General features: G+C 42.4%; 18 protein-coding genes. 7 read left to right on the forward strand and 11 right to left on the reverse strand.

What is annotated here, in order from left to right; translation table 11 throughout:
* Positions 1-49: 49 nt before the first annotated feature.
* The 11 genes from BREVNS_RS03565 to BREVNS_RS03615 form a co-directional block, all read right to left on the reverse strand.
* The gene (locus BREVNS_RS03565; protein ID WP_483427683.1) at positions 50-811 is read right to left on the reverse strand and encodes a glycosyltransferase family 2 protein; all 762 of its coding nucleotides are present in this window, start codon (positions 809-811) and stop codon (positions 50-52) included.
* A complete protein-coding gene (locus BREVNS_RS03570) occupies positions 808-1,170 on the reverse strand; it encodes a DUF2304 domain-containing protein (RefSeq protein WP_483427684.1) in 363 nt (120 codons plus the stop codon). The genes BREVNS_RS03565 and BREVNS_RS03570 overlap by 4 nt, the downstream gene beginning before the upstream one ends.
* Before the next feature lie 9 nt (positions 1,171-1,179).
* Positions 1,180-1,884: a glycosyltransferase family 2 protein gene (locus BREVNS_RS03575; RefSeq protein ID WP_483427685.1), complete on the reverse strand. Its 705-nt coding sequence runs from the start codon at positions 1,882-1,884 to the stop codon at positions 1,180-1,182.
* The gene (gene fcl, locus BREVNS_RS03580) at positions 1,881-2,834 is read right to left on the reverse strand and encodes a GDP-L-fucose synthase (protein ID WP_483427686.1); all 954 of its coding nucleotides are present in this window, start codon (positions 2,832-2,834) and stop codon (positions 1,881-1,883) included. The genes BREVNS_RS03575 and fcl overlap by 4 nt, the downstream gene beginning before the upstream one ends.
* 3 nt (positions 2,835-2,837) lie before the next feature.
* Positions 2,838-3,923, reverse strand: a complete 1,086-nt coding sequence (gene gmd / locus BREVNS_RS03585; RefSeq protein WP_483427687.1) for a GDP-mannose 4,6-dehydratase — start codon at positions 3,921-3,923, stop codon at positions 2,838-2,840.
* Between the two features lie 328 nt (positions 3,924-4,251).
* On the reverse strand, positions 4,252-5,094 hold the full coding sequence (locus BREVNS_RS03590) for a glycosyltransferase family 2 protein (RefSeq protein ID WP_483427688.1): 843 nt from the start codon (positions 5,092-5,094) through the stop codon (positions 4,252-4,254).
* A complete protein-coding gene (locus tag BREVNS_RS03595; protein WP_483427689.1) occupies positions 5,081-6,187 on the reverse strand; it encodes a glycosyltransferase family 4 protein in 1,107 nt (368 codons plus the stop codon). Before BREVNS_RS03595 ends, BREVNS_RS03590 begins: the two co-directional genes overlap by 14 nt.
* Positions 6,184-7,428: a glycosyltransferase family 4 protein gene (locus BREVNS_RS03600; protein ID WP_483427690.1), complete on the reverse strand. Its 1,245-nt coding sequence runs from the start codon at positions 7,426-7,428 to the stop codon at positions 6,184-6,186. The genes BREVNS_RS03595 and BREVNS_RS03600 overlap by 4 nt, the downstream gene beginning before the upstream one ends.
* Positions 7,428-8,576, reverse strand: coding sequence for a polysaccharide pyruvyl transferase family protein (locus tag BREVNS_RS03605; RefSeq protein ID WP_483427691.1), 1,149 nt, complete (start codon positions 8,574-8,576; stop codon positions 7,428-7,430). The genes BREVNS_RS03600 and BREVNS_RS03605 overlap by 1 nt, the downstream gene beginning before the upstream one ends.
* Positions 8,573-9,733 (reverse strand): radical SAM protein, encoded by a 1,161-nt coding sequence (locus BREVNS_RS03610; RefSeq protein WP_483427692.1) that lies wholly within the window; start codon positions 9,731-9,733, stop codon positions 8,573-8,575. Before BREVNS_RS03610 ends, BREVNS_RS03605 begins: the two co-directional genes overlap by 4 nt.
* A 191-nt stretch (positions 9,734-9,924) precedes the next feature.
* Positions 9,925-11,232: a flippase gene (locus BREVNS_RS03615; protein ID WP_483427693.1), complete on the reverse strand. Its 1,308-nt coding sequence runs from the start codon at positions 11,230-11,232 to the stop codon at positions 9,925-9,927.
* 644 nt (positions 11,233-11,876) lie between these two features.
* On the opposite strand from BREVNS_RS03615, the gene BREVNS_RS03620 reads away from it, so the two are divergent.
* Genes BREVNS_RS03620 through priA form a run of 7 tightly spaced genes read left to right on the forward strand, consistent with a single transcriptional unit; the run spans position 11,877 to position 18,627 of the window.
* Positions 11,877-13,283 (forward strand): aminopeptidase, encoded by a 1,407-nt coding sequence (locus BREVNS_RS03620; RefSeq protein ID WP_483427694.1) that lies wholly within the window; start codon positions 11,877-11,879, stop codon positions 13,281-13,283.
* Between the two features lies 1 nt (position 13,284).
* Positions 13,285-13,473 (forward strand): hypothetical protein, encoded by a 189-nt coding sequence (locus tag BREVNS_RS03625; protein ID WP_483427695.1) that lies wholly within the window; start codon positions 13,285-13,287, stop codon positions 13,471-13,473.
* Positions 13,470-14,510: an agmatine deiminase family protein gene (locus BREVNS_RS03630; RefSeq protein WP_483427696.1), complete on the forward strand. Its 1,041-nt coding sequence runs from the start codon at positions 13,470-13,472 to the stop codon at positions 14,508-14,510. Before BREVNS_RS03625 ends, BREVNS_RS03630 begins: the two co-directional genes overlap by 4 nt.
* On the forward strand, positions 14,507-15,391 hold the full coding sequence (locus tag BREVNS_RS03635; protein WP_483427697.1) for a carbon-nitrogen hydrolase: 885 nt from the start codon (positions 14,507-14,509) through the stop codon (positions 15,389-15,391). Before BREVNS_RS03630 ends, BREVNS_RS03635 begins: the two co-directional genes overlap by 4 nt.
* Complete coding sequence (gene rdgB / locus BREVNS_RS03640) at positions 15,388-16,005, forward strand: RdgB/HAM1 family non-canonical purine NTP pyrophosphatase (protein WP_483427698.1); 618 nt, start codon at positions 15,388-15,390, stop codon at positions 16,003-16,005. The genes BREVNS_RS03635 and rdgB overlap by 4 nt, the downstream gene beginning before the upstream one ends.
* Complete coding sequence (locus BREVNS_RS03645; RefSeq protein ID WP_483427699.1) at positions 15,992-16,660, forward strand: uracil-DNA glycosylase; 669 nt, start codon at positions 15,992-15,994, stop codon at positions 16,658-16,660. Before rdgB ends, BREVNS_RS03645 begins: the two co-directional genes overlap by 14 nt.
* A complete protein-coding gene (priA, locus tag BREVNS_RS03650) occupies positions 16,648-18,627 on the forward strand; it encodes a replication restart helicase PriA (protein WP_483427700.1) in 1,980 nt (659 codons plus the stop codon). Before BREVNS_RS03645 ends, priA begins: the two co-directional genes overlap by 13 nt.
* Positions 18,628-18,635: the final 8 nt, after the last annotated feature.

Genomic DNA, 18,635 nt, shown 5'->3' on the forward strand with positions numbered 1-18,635 from the left:
TCAGATAACAGATATAAAACTTAAAGAACCATTGTAGGAAAAAAGTTCTTCACTTTATCAGGCGATAAACAGACACAATCATCCCATTATGAACCCTATGCAAAAACCTGAGAAACTTCGAGGAACAATACTGACACAGCGTCTCATAATCCTCTCGAAATTGAGCCTCAAATCGAGATCCACCTTTTGACTCTCCATGAATACGAAAAGCAGAAAGTTTATCAGAAAGAACAAGAGGTTTATGCCCCTTTGACAACAACCGAAGCCAGTAATCATAATCCATCGTATAGTGCTTTCTCTCATCAAAAAAACCCACCTGTTCCAAAGCTTCTTTTCTCCAGAAAGTACTTGGCTGAATAATACAATTCATCACATACAACGACTGAGGAAACCCCACTTTCCGCCAGAGTTTTTTGTAGAGAGCAATGGGCTGTTGAATCCTTTTCCCGTGGGCATCCACGATGATTCCATCTCCCGTTACCCACAACGCCTCTGGATGACTCTCAAAAGCCTCCCGCACCTTTACAAGTGCCCCAGGAAGATAATAATCATCCGAATTGAGATATGCCACAATGTCTCCCGTGGCTCTTCGAAGCCCCTTATTGATGGCATCTGTCTGTCCCCTGTCCTTTTCAGAAACCCAATGAATAGCCTCTCCATACGAGCGAAGAATCTCTACCGTCCCATCAGTAGATCCACCATCAACGACCAAAACTTCCTTTTCTACCCCTTGCTGCGAAAGAACACTATCTATCGTTTCCCTGATGAACTGAGCCTGGTTATAAGAAGGTATCACAATGAAAAATTTCATTTCTTTTTCTCCTTTTCCCCCCTCAACTTCTCAAGCTCATGCCTTGTTAACCCAAGCTCCTGGGTAAGCTCTATCACCCTTTTTGAAAGCCGGGAAATCACCACCGAGAACTGGACAAGAATCAAGAGAAGTGCCCCTATCAAGATCAAAAGAAGAGCCACAGGAGGATAATGAATCCCCACAAGACGTGCCAAATATTCAAGACCATCTCTCCACACAGAAAAAATGAGTAGAACACCCCCAAAAAAAAGCCAGAGAATGGCATACTCCTCATGGATTCGTCTTTTGAAAACCAGAGGAAAAATAAGCCCAAGATAGAATACACTTCCTATAATCGCCACTATTTGAACCCTATTCATTCCTCTCTCCTACCGCAAACGATATCGAAGGGCTGTCATAATAATCGCTAACGTCACCTTAATCATATAATAAGCCGAACGCCAGCCAAAGATAGAAGAATGCCCTCCCATTCTTTCTCTCATCTCAACAGGAACTTCGACTATACGAAAACGGTTTCTTCCCAAGAGAATCACCGCCTCTGGTTCTGGATAGTCTGTAGGATAATTATACACCATGAAATCAATAACGTCTTTGTTATACGCACGAAACCCGGAAGTGTTGTCCGTAATCCATTGCCGGATCAGAAGCGAATTCAGAACCTCAAAAAACCATATCCCGATCCGTCTTCCTATGGTTGACTGAAACGAAGACTTCTGCCCCGGCAAAAACCTCGAACCAATGACCGCGTCCGCCCTTCCTTCATGCAAAGGACCAAGAAGTTTGTCTATCTCAGAAGCCAAGTGTTGCCCATCCCCATCAAACTGAATAGCCACATCATACCCATATCTGTGGGCATACTTGAGCCCCGTCTGGACTGCCCCTCCTATCCCCAAGTTCGTGGGGAGTTCCACCACAAGCGCCCCTTTTTCTTTCGCAATACGGGCTGTGTGATCACGAGAACCATCACTCACCACAAGGACATCAAAATCAGGCACGTGGGTATGGAGATCATCGATCACTTTCCCTATAGCTTCTTCCTCATTGTAGGCCGGAACAATCACCAGTACCTTCATCGTTTCTCCCTTGCCACAATCTCGTCATAGTGGTCAACCATCCACTGATAGGCCAAGCGAAGCCCTTCTTCCAGAGAAACCTTCGGACGCCAACCCAAAGAAAAAAGACGCGACACATCTAAAAGCTTTCGTGGTGTCCCATCTGGCTTTGACGTATCATAGATCACCTCACCCTCAAAACCACTGATACGACGAATCATCTCCACAAGTTCCCGGATACTAACATCCTCCCCCACCCCGACATTTATATGGAGCCCATCACTATAATGATTCATGAGAAAAACTAAAGCATCAGCTAAATCATCAATATAGAGAAACTCACGCCTCGGAGAACCTGTCCCCCACACGGTTACCGACCTCTGGTTATTTTTCTTTGCCTCATAGAACTTGCGAAGAAGCGCAGGGATCACATGCGAATTCTGAAGATCAAAATTATCATGTGGTCCATAAAGGTTCGTAGGCATAGCCGAGATAAAATCACACCCATACTGTTGGCGGTAAAACTTGGTCATCTCCAGTCCTGCAATCTTGGCAACTGCATACGCCTCATTGGTGACTTCAAGAGAACCGGTCAAAAGGTACTCTTCCTTGATTGGCTGGGGACAAAGTTTCGGATAAATACAGGAACTTCCCAAAAACAAAAGCTTCTTCACCCCATAGGTATAGGCTGTATGAATCACATTTGTCGCGATAGCCAAATTCTGATAAATAAAATCGGCTGGATAGGTAGCATTGGCCAAAATTCCCCCTACCTTGGCCGCCGAAAGAAACACATACTCCGGCCTCTCGGAAGCAAAAAAGGCCTCCACTTCTGCCTGTTTAGTGAGATCAAGTTCCTGATGAGTCCTCACCACAATATGAGTGTAGCCCTCTCTTTCCAGAGCCCGAACAATAGCACTTCCCACAAGCCCCCTGTGCCCGGCAACATAGATTTTTGCGTTTTTTTCCATTCTTCACTCCGAGAACTTGTAGGTTTTGAACCCTTCCGTCTTGAGAAGGTGATCTCTTTTGGCCTCTTCCATGTCATGAGCGATCATATCCTTCACAAGATCCTGCAAGGTATGTTTTGGTTTCCAGCCAAGCTTGGTTCGCGCCTTTGTAGCATCCCCGAGAAGAATATCCACCTCCGTCGGTCGGAAATACCGAGGATCAACCTCTACCACTACCTCTCCTGTATCCGTGCGAATACCCTTTTCATTCACACCTTCACCTTCCCACTTCAGGGGAATCCCCACTTCAGCAAAGGCCATCTCCACAAATTCTCTCACCTCATGAGTTTCCCCCGTAGCAAGGACATAGTCCTCCGGCTGGTCCTGCTGGAGAATGAGCCACATTCCCTCCACGTAATCCTTCGCATGCCCCCAATCTCGCTTTGCATTGAGGTTGCCTAAATAGAGCTTCTTCTGATGCCCCAACTTGATACGACACACCGCTCTCGTAATCTTTCTGGTAACAAAGGTCTCTCCCCGCAGGGGGCTTTCATGATTGAAGAGTATCCCATTGCAGGCAAACATATGATACGCTTCACGATAGTTCACCGTAATCCAGTAGGCGTAGAGCTTGGCCGCTGCATAGGGACTTCGCGGATAAAACGGTGTTGTCTCATTCTGGGGAATAGCCTGAACCTTGCCATATAATTCAGAGGTGGATGCCTGATAAAAACGTGTCTTGTTTTCCAGTTTCAAAATACGAATAGCCTCCAACAAACGAAGCGTACCCAAAGCATCCGCATTAGCGGTATATTCAGGGGTTTCAAACGACACCTGCACATGCGACTGAGCCGCAAGGTTATAAATCTCATCTGGTTGAACCTCCTGAACAATACGGATAAGATTGGTCGAATCCGTCATATCCCCATAATGAAGAATCAGCCTCTTGTCCGGATCGTGCGGATCCTGATACAAATGGTCAATACGATGCGTATTGAAAAGTGAGCTTCTTCGCTTCACTCCATGGACTTCGTACCCTTTGCTGAGTAAAAACTCCGTGAGATATGCTCCATCCTGTCCCGTAATACCTGTAATCAAGGCTCGTTTCATTTTCAAACCTCTCTTATTTTCTCCTGATATTATAGATAATTATAGAAAAAAAATCAATAGAAACTTTTATCACACGCATTTCTTCTCTTCCTGTACTTTTATCATTTCGAGACCCCTGCACGGGTGCTTTCTTACCCTTTCTGGGTCAGGGGCTACGCCCCTCTCCCCCGTTTTTTCTGTTTACAAGGGCTTATTTGTCTTTTTTATTCAAAAAAGTAGAATAATTGATTACGAAAAGAAATATTTTTATACTAATTTTTGTTTTTTATTACTTTTTTGAGACCTTCGCACATTCGTGCAAAGGTCTCATTTCCTTATAAGAATCAGACTAAGCTTTTTTAGAAAAAATCTTTCTTCTTTTCCAAAAATATACCAATTTTTGCCAAACCACAGAAGGCACAAGATTTTTACCCATATCTATCAAAAAAGAGAACAAAAACCTAAAAAAATAATAAAAATGAATCCTATACACAAGACCTGAAGAAAGATTATCCCTTACTCTCACAACTTTCCACCTCTCTAAAACAGAAGCCGCTTGTTTCTTATTAGAAACCCCCTCCACATCAACTATAGAGACGATATTTTCCCTATAGGCAAAAGAAGAGTGGAAGACAAAAAAAGCCCGATAAAAAAAATCAAAATCCGCCGCTATACGAAAACAGGTATCAAACAAAAGCCTTTTACACAGAGTGGTTTTTATAAAAACCGATTGATGGGAAAAAATCATCCCTTTCCATAATTGGTGGGGATCAGGATTGGCTTTTTGTAAAACAAAAAAATCGCCATAATCAAGAAGCACATCTCCATATAAAATATCCACTTTGTCCAAACCCTCAGCCTTAAACATATTTTCTATCGCCTTTTCTGAAAAGAACTTATCCCCCGCATTCATAAAACATATCCACTCACCATGAGCCTTATGAATACCTTTGTTCATGGCATCATAGATCCCCTTATCTCTTTCTGAGATCACACACGCCATATGATTTCTATAACGCATGATGATATCAAGCGTTCCATCCGTAGATCCCCCATCCACAACAATATATTCTTTCAAGGGATACGTTTGTGAGATAACACTTTTTATGGTTTCCTCAATATATTCTTTAGCCTGATAACATATAGTGATAATAGTAACAAGTGGCTTTTGGCCATCGTTAGGTATGGTCATTTTGTATTTTCCTCCACACTCTCTCATAAAAAGCTAACGTTTTTTGAAAGGTTTTCTCCCAACTAAATTTTTGAGCTTGAGCAAATCCTTTCTCCTTCATAGACAATCGAAGTCCCGGATTATTGAGAAGAGCCCTTACTCCTTCAACAAACTCCCCTTCATTTTCAGGATTACACAAAATACCAGCCTCCCCTACCACCTCAGGAAGAGAAGAAGAATAAGACACAACCACAGGGCATCCCGCCTGCATCGCCTCAAGTGGTGGAATTCCAAAACCTTCATAAAAAGAAGGATAAACCAAACAGAGAGCATTGTTATACAGGATATTTAACTTTTCAATAGAAAGCCCCTGATAATTGTACACTCTATCCTGAATATCTTGTAACAGTCTTTTTTCTTCCGCTGAAAAACCCCCTCCACCAACAACTACAAGAGAGAGAGAAGGCAAATTTTTTGTTATAGAGAGGGCTACAGGAAAATTTTTGTATGGAGCTCTACTTCCCACATAAAGAATATATGTTTTATTGCTTATTTCAGGAAAAGACTGAGAGAGATCATCTTTTGGCTTATGCAATGGTTTATACCCTTCGTGTGCCGCATGATAAATCACCTCTATCTCTTTATCAGAAGCCTTTGGATAAAACCGTAATAAATCTCTCTTGGTATTCTCAGAAACACAAATAACCCCATAGGATTTCAGAATAGCCGTTCTCTTATGCCATTTCTCTATTTCCCTTTCATAAAAAGGAAACGCGTAGGGATAATACTCATGAATAAAATCGTGAACAGTGGTAATATTATAAACATCCTTTTGAAGGGAAATACGATAATAACTACTATGAAAAAGAGAGGGAGAAGGGATTTTCCTCAGAAAAAAAGGTATATGAGCAAATAGCCTTCCTGTAAATAAATTTAATTTCTTTATCTCATGAGCATATCCTACAAAAATATTATTGTTGTGCCCCTCATAAATAAGGAGAGAATTTTCTATCTCCCTTATCAATCTTTTCTGAATCTCGGCCCAGTAGTAGGATATACCTCCGGACGTTTGCATGGAAAAGATAATGTTATCGTGGATAATGTTCTTCTTCATTTTTCATTCCCCAAAATTTTCTGATATAAAGCCATATATTTTCTTCCCACAATCTCACTGGAAAACTCTTTTTCCACCTTTGCTCTCGCATTCTGACATAGCTTCTCATACTCTGGATAAGCTAATACCCACTCAATACCTCTCGCCAAATCCTCAGCATCATATGGTCTCGCCAAATATCCATTTACCTCATGTTCTATCATATCTCCATTTCCACCAATATCAAACGCTACAACTGGCGTACCACACGCCAAGGATTCCATAATAGCATTCGACAAATTCTCTTGCAAACTGGGAACCACCATTACATCAGCAGCACTATACAGAGTTACTAAACTTACCTCATCTTGAAGTTTTCCTACATAATGCACCCGAAAACCAAAATCAGGAGCACGCTTTGGTTCTCCACTTCCAAAGACAATCAGTTCAATATCATTCCCCTTGAGAAACCTAAAAGCTTCTTTCAATTCTTTAAAACCTTTCCTCGGATCACTTGTGGCACTCATAGCTCCAAAAAGTATTAATCTTTTATTAGAGGGAAAATTCCACAGTTTTCTAGCCTTTTCCTTATCAAAGGGTTTGAAAAGATTTGTATCTATAGGATTGGGTAAAAAGACTACATTTTTCCCACGAAAAAGACTACTTTCTTTCGCGCAATTCCCAATCCACTGACTAAGCCCTACAATTGTTAGATTTTGAATTTTTTGAAAAACTCTCTCCTTGCGACACCAAACCTTTCTACTAATATCTTTTTCGCTTTGACTTCTCAAAACCCTACATTTACCACATTTCTTCTCATAACTACCGCAACCTTCGTCGTAATGACATCCACCTGTGAAAGCCCACATGTCATGTAAACTCCATACAACCGGCTTTTTGATTCTCCCTATATCTTCTACACTCAACATCCCCGCCGCTACCCAATGTAAATGAACTATGTCCGGATTTAATTTATTTAGAATTTTCCTCACTTTTCTATTACCCCAAATAGCCGTAGAAAAAAGAGTGGGAGATCTCTTCTTATACCGCATCAATGGCAGTTGATCAAGGGGAAATCTGAAAAGATTAATAAACTTTTCTGCCTTTGTTTCTGGTCCAATGACAGTATAATCATCTCCCTGTTTGTCCTGAACCAACATATAACTTTCTACCCCAAGAGAGAGAAGAGCCCTATGAAGACGATACGCAGCTCGAGCAGCACCACCACCAGCATCAAAGGTATTTATTATAAGAACCTTCATCACCACAATCCTCTCAATTCCTCTACATATACATTCAAATGCACATATACTTTCTCGATGTCAAATACAAACCTATCCTCTTCATTTCTAATAATTGTCGAGTCTATTGTTTGCTCTTGTAAAGAAATATATCTTTCTTTATAAAATCCATTTTTGTCAATATCACTCAAAAAGCCAATGATTTTTCCTTTTTGGGGTTCTGTATAATCTAATATATAGTTTTTGCCACTTACCATAGTTTGCATAACTACGGCATGAAATCTCATACCGATATTAAAATACGCATTCTGATAAGTTTCTATAGTCTGTTTAAGCGTCAGGTTGGAATTTTGCACATAAATATTGGGTAAATTTAAATCCATCGCTATATCATTCAAAAAAAATCTATCATCATTACCTATATGAAAATAATGCATTGGTATCAATCGTATTTCTCTCTGGGAATATTTAAGTGCTACGTCCTTTACAAAATTTTTTAAATTTCTATCAATGTCATTACAATCTTTCCCTTGTATATATTCAGATGGAAATTTTCTCAAATTAATAGCAACATACTCTTGGGGAACAGGAATATTTCTTTTACCAAACTCTAATACACTCTCCACAGCAGGATCATAGCTAGTCTTTATAAAAGCATAATCAAAAAACTTTCCTTCCTCCTTACAAAAATATTTCAGTCTTTCTTTTGATAGACTATCCCTAAGAATGACAAGATCGCTATGTTCTACTATTTCCAATACTGATTTCCAATATTTTTTCTTAAAAAGAGGCCCCACACCACACCCCAACAAAGCCGTTTTCTTTGCCAACTTTCTTGCTTTTTTAAAAGCATACTCAATCATAAATAATTCATCTAAATCCATTAGAGGACCTCCGCCCATTATCACTATATCCGAACACCTTATGGCATTGTCAAGTTGCCGAGAATCCTTGCTGTCAAATATTGATATTTTTATGTCTTTTGATATTATTTCTTTATAAAAATCATAATCTTCAACAATAGTTCTTTGACTAAAAAATGGATACAAACTTCCAAGTTGAATTTCAAAATCACCAAAAGACTTCTTGAAAAAAGAAATTAATCCCGCCACTATCGCCCTATCTCCAATTGTCTCCGTTCCATACCACCCTATAATAACAATTTTCATAACATAAACCTCGCCTTAAACCGATAAAATTTCATAGCAACATTATCTTTTATCATGTATAACAAAAAGTTCCATACATCCTGAAACCTTGGTCGCCCACTATAATCGTGAATACAATGATTACAGACATTTTTAACAATATTTTTACGATATTCAATATTTTTTCTGTCAAAAAAGATCTTTTTCCCCTTTTCTACACGCAAACTCCCAAGACTATCACTTGCCACAGCACAATAATAAATGTTGCCTTTTGAATCCAAGGTAATACCCTCCTCTTGCCAATAACAACCAAGTATTCGTTTTGGCTTTTCTGAATGAAGCCATTTAAAAATAGCATAATACTTGAACCTATCTGACAAATGTTCTGAATGATGCATAAGATAATGAAAAAACTCTATGGCACTTTGCCTAAAAGGAGCCTCCATCACAGAATATTGCTCCCTCAAATCATAATTTCCTATTCTCTTATTCTCAATTCCTAAACGGTATTTGATATTATACTTTTTTCTTTTAGCATATGTATCCAGTTCTACTAAATAATTGACATTTTGTTTAACAACAGTACAAGCCACGTCATAACTATCACAATATTTTGCTTGATCCCTTATAATTTCATCAATAGAAGCAATTGTCTGTTCAAAGACATTTTGTCTTCCTCGTACAGCATCGTGAATCTTCCCAATACCATCAAGAGAAATAGATACATGAAAAAGGATCCCTCTTTTTTTGCATGCATCATAAATTTTTTGGACATGCAAAAGCAATCTCTGGGGAATAAAACCATTAGATATAATATTCAAATACTTCAAAGATGGTAAATTTAAAATTTTCTCCGCATACTCAGGAAGATTCAAAACAAGCGAAGGCTCTCCTCCATTTATACCTACCGATTCAACCTTCTTAAAAATATCATCCTTCATAAACTTTGCAAACTCTTCAACAGAAAACTCGTTTTTATGATCCATTCGCCAAACATTACACATCACACATCTTGAGTTACATCGATAGGTTATAGGAAGTTGTAAAACCTTAGGGTATTTCTTCCTACCCCCATTTGGGGAAACAAAACAACTTCTACATAAAAAATACACCACTCTCAAAAATAAAAATAATTTTTTTGTATTTTTTATGATCTGGTAAACGGAACGTGAAACCATTCTCTAATACCCCCTTTTAATAATAAAATAAACGTATCCACGAAAGATAAAAAATCTATTATTTCCATTAACCATCTCATACAACTTTAATCCTTGTGTAAGGCTCAATTTTAAAGATATATTTATTAATAAATATATCCCAAATAAGAAAAATTTTTCTTATCCATACCACACTGTATAATTTCGCCACCTCACTCAATCATCCTTATCTTCAAAAGCCAATTTCTGTACTTAGACCAGAGAAATATTATAAAGAGAGAAAAAATATACGCCAATAATGTTGCATATACAGCTCCCAATATTCCAATTCTTATAATTAAAAACATGTTAAAAAATGCATTAAATAGTGCACCGATCGCAACTCTCAAAAAAATTATTCTCTGATCAGATTCACATAGCAATAGGTAATTAATTCCCTGTCCGAAAAACACAAACACACTCGCCCACACATAGAGACGAAGGACCTCTCCAGAAAATCTGTAGGCATCTCCAAACAATACCTGCACTATACTCTTACTCAAAAGAGAAATAGGCAAAGCCATAAAAATAGCCACTCCCCCTAACAACCAAAGCATCTGCCTTGCCCGTTCTCTATATATTTTTTCGTCTATTTTCTTTGCTTCCACAAGAGCTGGAAACACAGACGATGTAATCACCCCTGGAATAAAATACCACACCTCTGTCAAACTCACCGCAGCTGAATACCACCCCACTTCTTTCTCCCCCAGCATATTACGTATCATCACCTGATCAATACGCATATAGATAGTTATAGCCACACTTGATAAAATAAGAGGCCAACTATCGTGGAGAAGTTTTTTCGCTGTTTCCATATCAAACTTCCAGTTTGATATGTGCCCACCTTTTCTGTTGTAAAAAAACACAAGAAAAACTCCAGCAACAAAAGCCTCAAACAAAGACATAACAGCAAACCACTCAACAGATACCCTCAAGAGAATAAGAATAACCTTCATTCCTGAGACAACAAAAAAGGCTATATTCTGAGCAATAACCGTATATTTTGAAAGAATCTTACTCTGAAAGAAAAAATCAATGGCTAAAAAAGCTTGAGCTACCATTCCAAGAGAAATAAAGAAAATCATCAAAATAGTTTTTAAGTCCCCCCTGTGGATAAAAAAGGCTGTCAATGTAGAAAGAAAAAGAACAATAACTCCACCCATAAGTTTCAAAAAAAAAGACGTCCCAACAAGTTTTCCTTCGTCTTCCGGTGAGTGGACAAGCTCTCTAACTACAATTTGATCAAGCCCAAGGGTAGCCAGAGCACTAAAAAGACTCACAAAAGCTACAGCATAATTCAGCATCCCATAGCCAGCAGGTCCAAGATATCTTGCCACCCAGACACCAACAAAAAGCCCCACACCAAGACGAAGAACCTTGTCCAAGGAAAGCCAGCTGATATTTTCGACAACTCGAAGAAGCACGGGTCGAGAAGAAAGCCACTTGCCCACAACAGGTAAAGAAAGCAAAAAATTTTGCATATATGCTCCAGTTATTTTATTATATCAAGGAATCCAAAAAAAAATCAAGTTAAAGAAGAAAGAAATTGGGGAAAGAAAAGGAAGATAAGTTTTTATAATACAATAACTAATAGCTATCTCCTTTTTTCAAACGAGTTGGGTGTATTTGTATGTCCTGTAGTGTCTTACATATCTTTTGTTTGAGAGAAGGGGATAGGAGAGGGTGTTGCTGAAACATAGGAATAGGACCAGCCCTTCTCTCTGGGAGAAGGGTGCCGGGAGATTTTGCTATGACCTTATTTCAGCAAAGGGGGCTCGTTTGCTGAGACATGGTGATAGCCGGGGTTGTATTTTCTTGCTGAAAGGGGGTGAGAGCGGCCATTTGAGTTTGTATAGAGGGGGAGGCAAACGTTTAACCGGTGAGGTGGTTTGCTGAAACAGGGTGATAGCAATAACCATGAGGGGGTGTAAAGAGAGGTTAAACGTTTAATCATTGCCTTTGGCTGAGACAAGGTAAGCCGGGCGCCCTGCGTTCTCAGAAAGCCCCCTTGTGGTTGACACATCGCCATAGTCCTCTTCCCTGCAGAGGCTACTCTTTCATTTGACAAAACCACAGGGAATCTCTACAATAATATCTCAACTTCTTTTGTGATAAGGAGACCATCATGGCTGAAAAGAAAACCCTCCCCTTTGCTTATGAGCGCAAAAATGTCTGGGACAACAAAAAGGACGAGACTCAAGCCATCTATTCGTTTGCTGATGACTACAAGCATTTTATTTCCACCTGCAAGACGGAGAGAGAGTGCGTACGATTTGTCGAAGAAGAGGCAAAGAAGCATAATTTCCACGCCTTTGAAGAGAAAAAGTCTCTGAAAGCGGGTGATAAGGTTTTCCTGCGAAATGGCTATCGAAATATCTTGCTTGCCATCATTGGGAAAAGGCCTATCTCAGAAGGGGTCAATATGGTGGTGGCCCATATCGATGCTCCACGTCTGGATCTCAAGACCGTTCCCCTTATCGAGGATGGGGATATGGCCCTTTTGAAAACTCATTACTATGGGGGTATCAAAAAATACCAGTGGGTAAATATTCCCCTTGCCCTTCATGGAACGGTTATCCGAAGAGACGGTTCGAGCGTGGATCTCTGCATCGGAGAGAAAAAGGATGATCCTGTGTTTACCATCAATGATCTTCTTCCCCACCTTGCCGGGAAATCTCAGGGAGAGAAAAAGCTCCTTGACGGGGTTGAGGGAGAGAATCTTCGCTTGGTGGTGGGAAATCGCCCGATTGAGGACAAAGACCTTTCAGAACGGATCAAAGCCCTTGCTCTCAAACACCTTCATGATGAGTACGGGATTGAAGAAGAGGATTTCATCTCAGCAGAAATTGAGATTGTGCCTGCCTTTGAGGCAAGGGATATTGGCTTTGATAGAAGTATGGTAGGGGCCTATGGCCATGATGATAGGGTGTGTAGTTATGCCGCCTATAGGGCTATTCGGGACTTTGCAGGAACTCCAGAGAAAACCCTGATAGTTTTTCTTGTTGACAAAGAAGAAATTGGTTCCTATGGGGTAACGGGGATACGGTCTCGCTTTTTCCAGAATGCTTTGGGTAAACTTTTGCGTCTTCAGGATCCATCGGCACCAGAAGCGGCTTTTCGTGAGATGTTTGAGAAGAGTTTTGCCCTTTCAGCCGATGTGGGGGCCGTGATTAATCCCATGTTCAAAGAGGTTTTTGATCCGGTTGTTTCTCCTCGGATGGGATATGGGGTTATTCTTGAGAAGTATACAGGTTCCAGAGGAAAGGCAGGGGCAAGCGATGCTTCTGCTGAACTTATGGGCAAGGTGAGAAAGATCTTCAACGACAATGGCATCATCTGGCAACCGGGTTCACTCGGCAAGGTTGATGAAGGGGGCGGTGGTACGGTGGCTTATTACCTTGCGGACCTTGGGATTCAGGTGGTGGACTGTGGCGTAGGGGTGGACGGCATGCATTCTCCTTTTGAGGTGATAAGCAAAGCAGACCTTCACCAGGCTTATGAGGGATACAAGGCCTTTTTGAAGGATGCCTGAGATGGAAACCATCTTTGATCATCATCCCACCCCGGAAGAAATCAAGGCTCTTTTTGGGGAAATGATTGACGAGAGAAACTATGAGGTTTTGGATCAGGCGAATGAGTATGGGGTTATTTATCAGCTGTACCGACTGCGAGGAGACGAAGAAAAAGCCGCTTTTTACTACCATAAAATGGAGAAACTATGAATCACCGTTTACCAGCTGAATGGGAAAGTCAGGATGGGATTCTTCTTGCCTGGCCGCACGAAAAAAGCGATTGGGCGCCCCTTCTTTCAGAAGTAGAAAAGACCTATGAGCTATTGATAGCGGCTATTACCCGTTTTGAGAAGGCTGTGGTGATTGTCCCCGAGGGGAGAAGTAAACTCCTTCGTTCCCGGTTGCTTGATACAGGTTCACAAGAAGCCAATCTTATTCTTGTAGAACTTCCCACCAATGATACGTGGGCAAGGGATTTCGGTTTTCTTACGGTTGTTGATAAAAAGGGACGAAGGAAGTTGTTGGACTTTGGGTTCAATGGCTGGGGACTCAAGTTTGTAGCCTGTGAAGACAACCAGGTGAATCGTCGGCTTTTTCGTGCTGGTCTTTTTCGGCGAGGGGTTTCTCTTTCGACGATTGGGCTTATTCTTGAAGGGGGGAGTATTGAAAGCGATGGACAGGGGACTCTGATGACCACTTCCACCTGTCTTCTCTCTCCCAACCGGAACCCCCATCTCTCTCGTGGGCAGATTGAGAGGGCTCTTCGTCGCTATCTTGGGGCAAGGCGCGTGCTGTGGGTAGAACATGGGTATTTAGCGGGTGATGATACAGATTCCCATATTGATACTTTAGCACGGTTTGCCAGTCCGAAGATGATTCTCTATGTGAGTTGTGAGGATCCGGCGGATGAACATTATCAGGCGCTCAAAGAGATGGAGAACGATCTCAAGCGTTTCCGTACTCCTGAAGGCAGACCCTATACCCTCATTCCTCTTCCTATGCCAGCGGCGCGCTACGATGAGGAGGGAAATCGTCTTCCGGCCACCTATGCCAACTTTCTTTTTGTGAATGGGGCTGTCATTGTCCCCACCTATCATGATGAGGTAAATGACCCAAAAGCCCTTCGTCTTTTTCAAGAGGTTTTCCCTGAGAGGGAGATTATTGGAATTCCCGCTCTTTCTCTCATCAAACAACATGGCTCTATCCATTGTGTGACTATGCAGATCCCACAGGGGGTGCTTGTATGACATACAAAATCGCTCTTGTTCAGATGGCCTGTAGTCAAAACCCTGAAGCTAATCTCAAAAAAATAGGTCAGGCTATTGAGGAAGCCGCTCAGAAAGAGGCCAAGCTTATCTGTCTTCAGGAACTTCACAATACGCTCTATTTTTGTCAGGAAGAGGATGTGAGGTATTTTGATCTTGCTGAACCTATTCCCGGGCCAAGTACTGAGTATTTGGGCAAACTTGCCGGGAAGTATGGGGTGGTGATTGTCAGTTCTCTTTTTGAAAAAAGGGCACCGGGGCTCTATCACAATACGGCGGTGGTAATAGAAAAAAATGGAGAGATCGCCGGCATCTATCGCAAGATGCATATTCCTGATGATCCAGGTTTTTATGAGAAGTTCTATTTTACGCCGGGGGATTTGGGATTTCGGCCGATAGAAACCTCTCTTGGGAAAGTGGGGGTTCTGGTTTGCTGGGATCAGTGGTATCCGGAAGCCGCCCGTCTCATGGCTTTGCAGGGGGCAGAGATCCTTGTGTATCCCACCGCTATTGGTTGGGATCCTGCTGATCCAGAGGAGGAGAAGCTTCGCCAGAGAGAAGCCTGGATGACGGTGCAGAGGGGACATGCGGTAGCCAATGGGTGTTATGTGGTGGCTGTGAATCGCACAGGGTTTGAAAAATGGGAAGGGGTGAAAGGGATTCAGTTCTGGGGGACAAGCTTTGTAGCGGGTCCTCAAGGAGAAATCCTGGTTCAAGCTGGAACGGAGGAAACCATTCTCGTTGTTGATATTGATCTGCAAAGGGTGGAGAACGTTCGTCGGATATGGCCTTTTTTCCGGGATAGGCGAATCGATGCCTTTTCTGATCTCACCAAACGCTACATTGACAGGAAAGAGTTATGAGAGAAGCCCTTCTTTGCACAAAAAATCCCCACAAAGTCGTCGAAATCCAGCAGATTCTCCCCATGTTTCGGTGGGTGACCTTAGAGGAGGTGGGTTTTTCTCTTGAGATCCCCGAGGAGGGGAATACCTTTGAGGAAAATGCCACCCAGAAGGTTATTTTCGTCAAGAAGCATCTGAGTTCTTCGCTTTTGGCTGTTTCTGATGATTCAGGGCTTGAGGTGGATGCCCTGAATGGTCGTCCAGGGGTTCATTCAGCTCGTTATCTTGGAAATGATCGTGATTACACCAGAAAATGTCTTGGGCTTCTTTCCGAACTTGGGGATACTCCTTTTGAAAAAAGAACCGCTCGTTTTGTTTGTGTGGTAGCGGTTTTTCTTTCGTCGGGGGATATTTTCACCTTTCGAGGAACCTGTGAAGGGCGTATAGGATACGAGATGCGGGGGAGCGGAGGGTTTGGTTTTGATCCTATTTTCTTGCCGGAAGACTACCACTATGAAAAAAGCCTTGCCGAGCTTTCTCCTGAGGAAAAGAATGCCATCAGCCATCGAGGAAGGGCTTTTCGTGCCTTTCATCAGTGGGTAGAGCAGGAGGGAAAAAGGTATGGGCTTGTTTGATCCCTATCGGGCGCTTTTCTGTTATCTCACCGGTGAATGGCCTGAGGCTCTTGTCCAGAAAAGTTTCACTCAGGTTTCCGAGGATGATCTTTCTCTCGCTTTGGAAAAGGTGAGACAAAAGGTTCTTGCCTGTCAGGGCTGTAGCCTCTATCAAACAGCCAAGCAAAGTGTTTTTGCTGATGGGAATCCCCATACCCCTCTTGTCTTTGTGGGAGAAGCCCCTGGAGAAGAAGAGGACAATCAGGGACTTCCCTTTGTGGGAAGAGCGGGGAGACTTCTCACGGCCACACTGGAAAAATTCGGGGTGAGTCGAAGCCAGGTCTATATTTGCAACATTCTCAAACATCGTCCGCCGGGAAACCGTACCCCAACAGTTGAAGAAACCATCGCCTGTACACCCTTTTTGAGGGAACAGATAGAACTGATTCAGCCAAAATTGATCGTAGCGTTAGGCAATTCTGCAGCCAAATATCTGTTGGCTACAGAAGAGGGAATTACCAAAACAAGAGGCCAGGAACACAAGAGTATCTTGGGGTTTCCGGTGTTTCCCACCTTTCATCCTGCCGCAGTGCTTCGTAATTATGTGGCGTACTATCCTCTCTTTGAAGCGGATATTCATGCAGCCCTCCAGAGGGTTGGTTTATGCCAAAAGTAGCCGATGTCTATCTTCCCGTTCCCTTAGATCAGCCTTTTTCCTATCTTGTGGAGGACGCTACACCTCTTTATGGACGGGTGGAGGTAACCCTTCGGGGCCAGCGTATGATTGGGGTGGTGGGGGCTCTCAAAGAGCCTGAGGAAGTCAAAGCCTCGTATGAGATAAAACCTGTGGAAAGGGTTATCGATCACACTCCGATTATGACAGAGGCTACCTGGCAAATGGCCAACTGGATCAGCGAGTATTATGTCTCGCCGTTGGGGGAGGTTCTTGGTACTCTTCTCCCAAAGGCTAAGCGTCCTACCCCTCTTTTTCATACTCCTGTTTCCCCAAAGTCTTTGTACAAACTCAACCCCGAGCAGCAGAAGGTTTTTGAGACTGTTGTACCCCATCTGGGAACTCCCAAACCCTTTCTTCTTCATGGGGTAACGGGAAGCGGCAAAACCGAAGTGTACAAACATTTGGTTGCCCGTTGCCTTGAGATGGGGAAAACAGCCCTTATTCTTCTTCCGGAGATAGCCCTCACTCCTCAGATGGTAGAACGTTTCTCTCAGGTTTTTGGTGATGTAATAGCCCTCTACCATAGTCGTCTCTCGGCTGGTGAACGTCTTCACGAGTGGCTTCGGTGTTTGAAAGGGGAAGCGAAAGTGGCCATTGGACCACGTTCTGCGATTTTTCTTCCAATGCAGAATCTTGGCCTCATCATCATTGATGAGGAACATGAACCCTCCTATAAATCCCAGGAAAGTCCTCGCTATCATGCCCGTCAGGTGGCTTTTTATCGTTCTCAGAGGGAGAAGGCTACCCTTCTTCTTGGTTCCGCGACCCCTCAGATAGAAACCTATTACCATGCCCTTCAGGGAAAGCTCACCATAGTGAAACTCTCTACCCGTCATGGAACAACCCCTCTCCCTTCTGTGCATATCATTGACCTCAAGGCATCCAAAGAAGAGGAGAAGAATACCATTTTGAGCACTCCTCTGCTTCAAGCTATGGTGACAACCCTTTCTCAGAAGAGGCAGGTGCTGCTTTTTCTCAATCGAAGGGGATTTGCGCCGGTTCTTTTCTGTCCTGATTGTGGGCATAGTTTTACCTGTCCCCACTGTGATGTAGCTCTCACCTATCACAAGAAGAAAAATTCTCTTGTTTGTCATCATTGTGGCTATACGAAAACTCCACCGGACACCTGTCCGGAATGTCATGGGACCAATCTCAAGGAGATAGGGATAGGAACCGAGCGTCTTGAGCACTTTCTTTCTGAACATTTTCATGGCTATCGTACCATCAGGCTTGATCTTGACACCACCACCCACAAACATAGCTTTGATACCATGATTCAGCAAATACGAAACCATGAGTATGATATTATTGTGGGAACTCAGATGATGGCCAAAGGGCATGATATTGAAAAGTTAGATCTTGTAGGGGTTATTTTGGCTGATATAGGCCTTCAGATACCGGATTTTCGGGCTTCGGAGCGCACCTTTGTCCTTATCACGCAGGTCGTAGGGCGAGCCGGGAGAAGGGAGACACCTGGAGAGGCCTATATCCAGACCTATCTTCCTTCCCATCCAGCTATTACGTTTGGGGCTAAGCAGGATTATGAGGGTTTTTACCAGCAGGAGATTCTCAAGAGGAAGGAGTTTTCCTATCCCCCCTTTGTTCGATTGGGACGGGTGGTTATTCGAAGTGATGACAAAGGGAAGCTTACGCACTTTCTTGCTTCTCTTGAACCTTCTCTCAACTCTTTTCGACAGCATCATCAGGGAAAGGCCCTTATTCTCGGACCCTTCCCCTGTCCATTTGAAAAGTTGAAAAATACCTATAGATACCATATAATGATAAAATCGAAAACGGTAGAAAGCATTCAGGCCTTTTTTCGGCTGATGAAGGAAGAGATGAAGCGCAACAAAAAAACTTCAGGGCTTTATCTTGAGCTTGATCTTGATCCTTTTCATCTTTTATAGCGATGAAT

This window comes from Longinema margulisiae, from assembly GCF_025266855.1.
GTDB lineage: Bacteria > Spirochaetota > Brevinematia > Brevinematales > Thermospiraceae > Thermospira.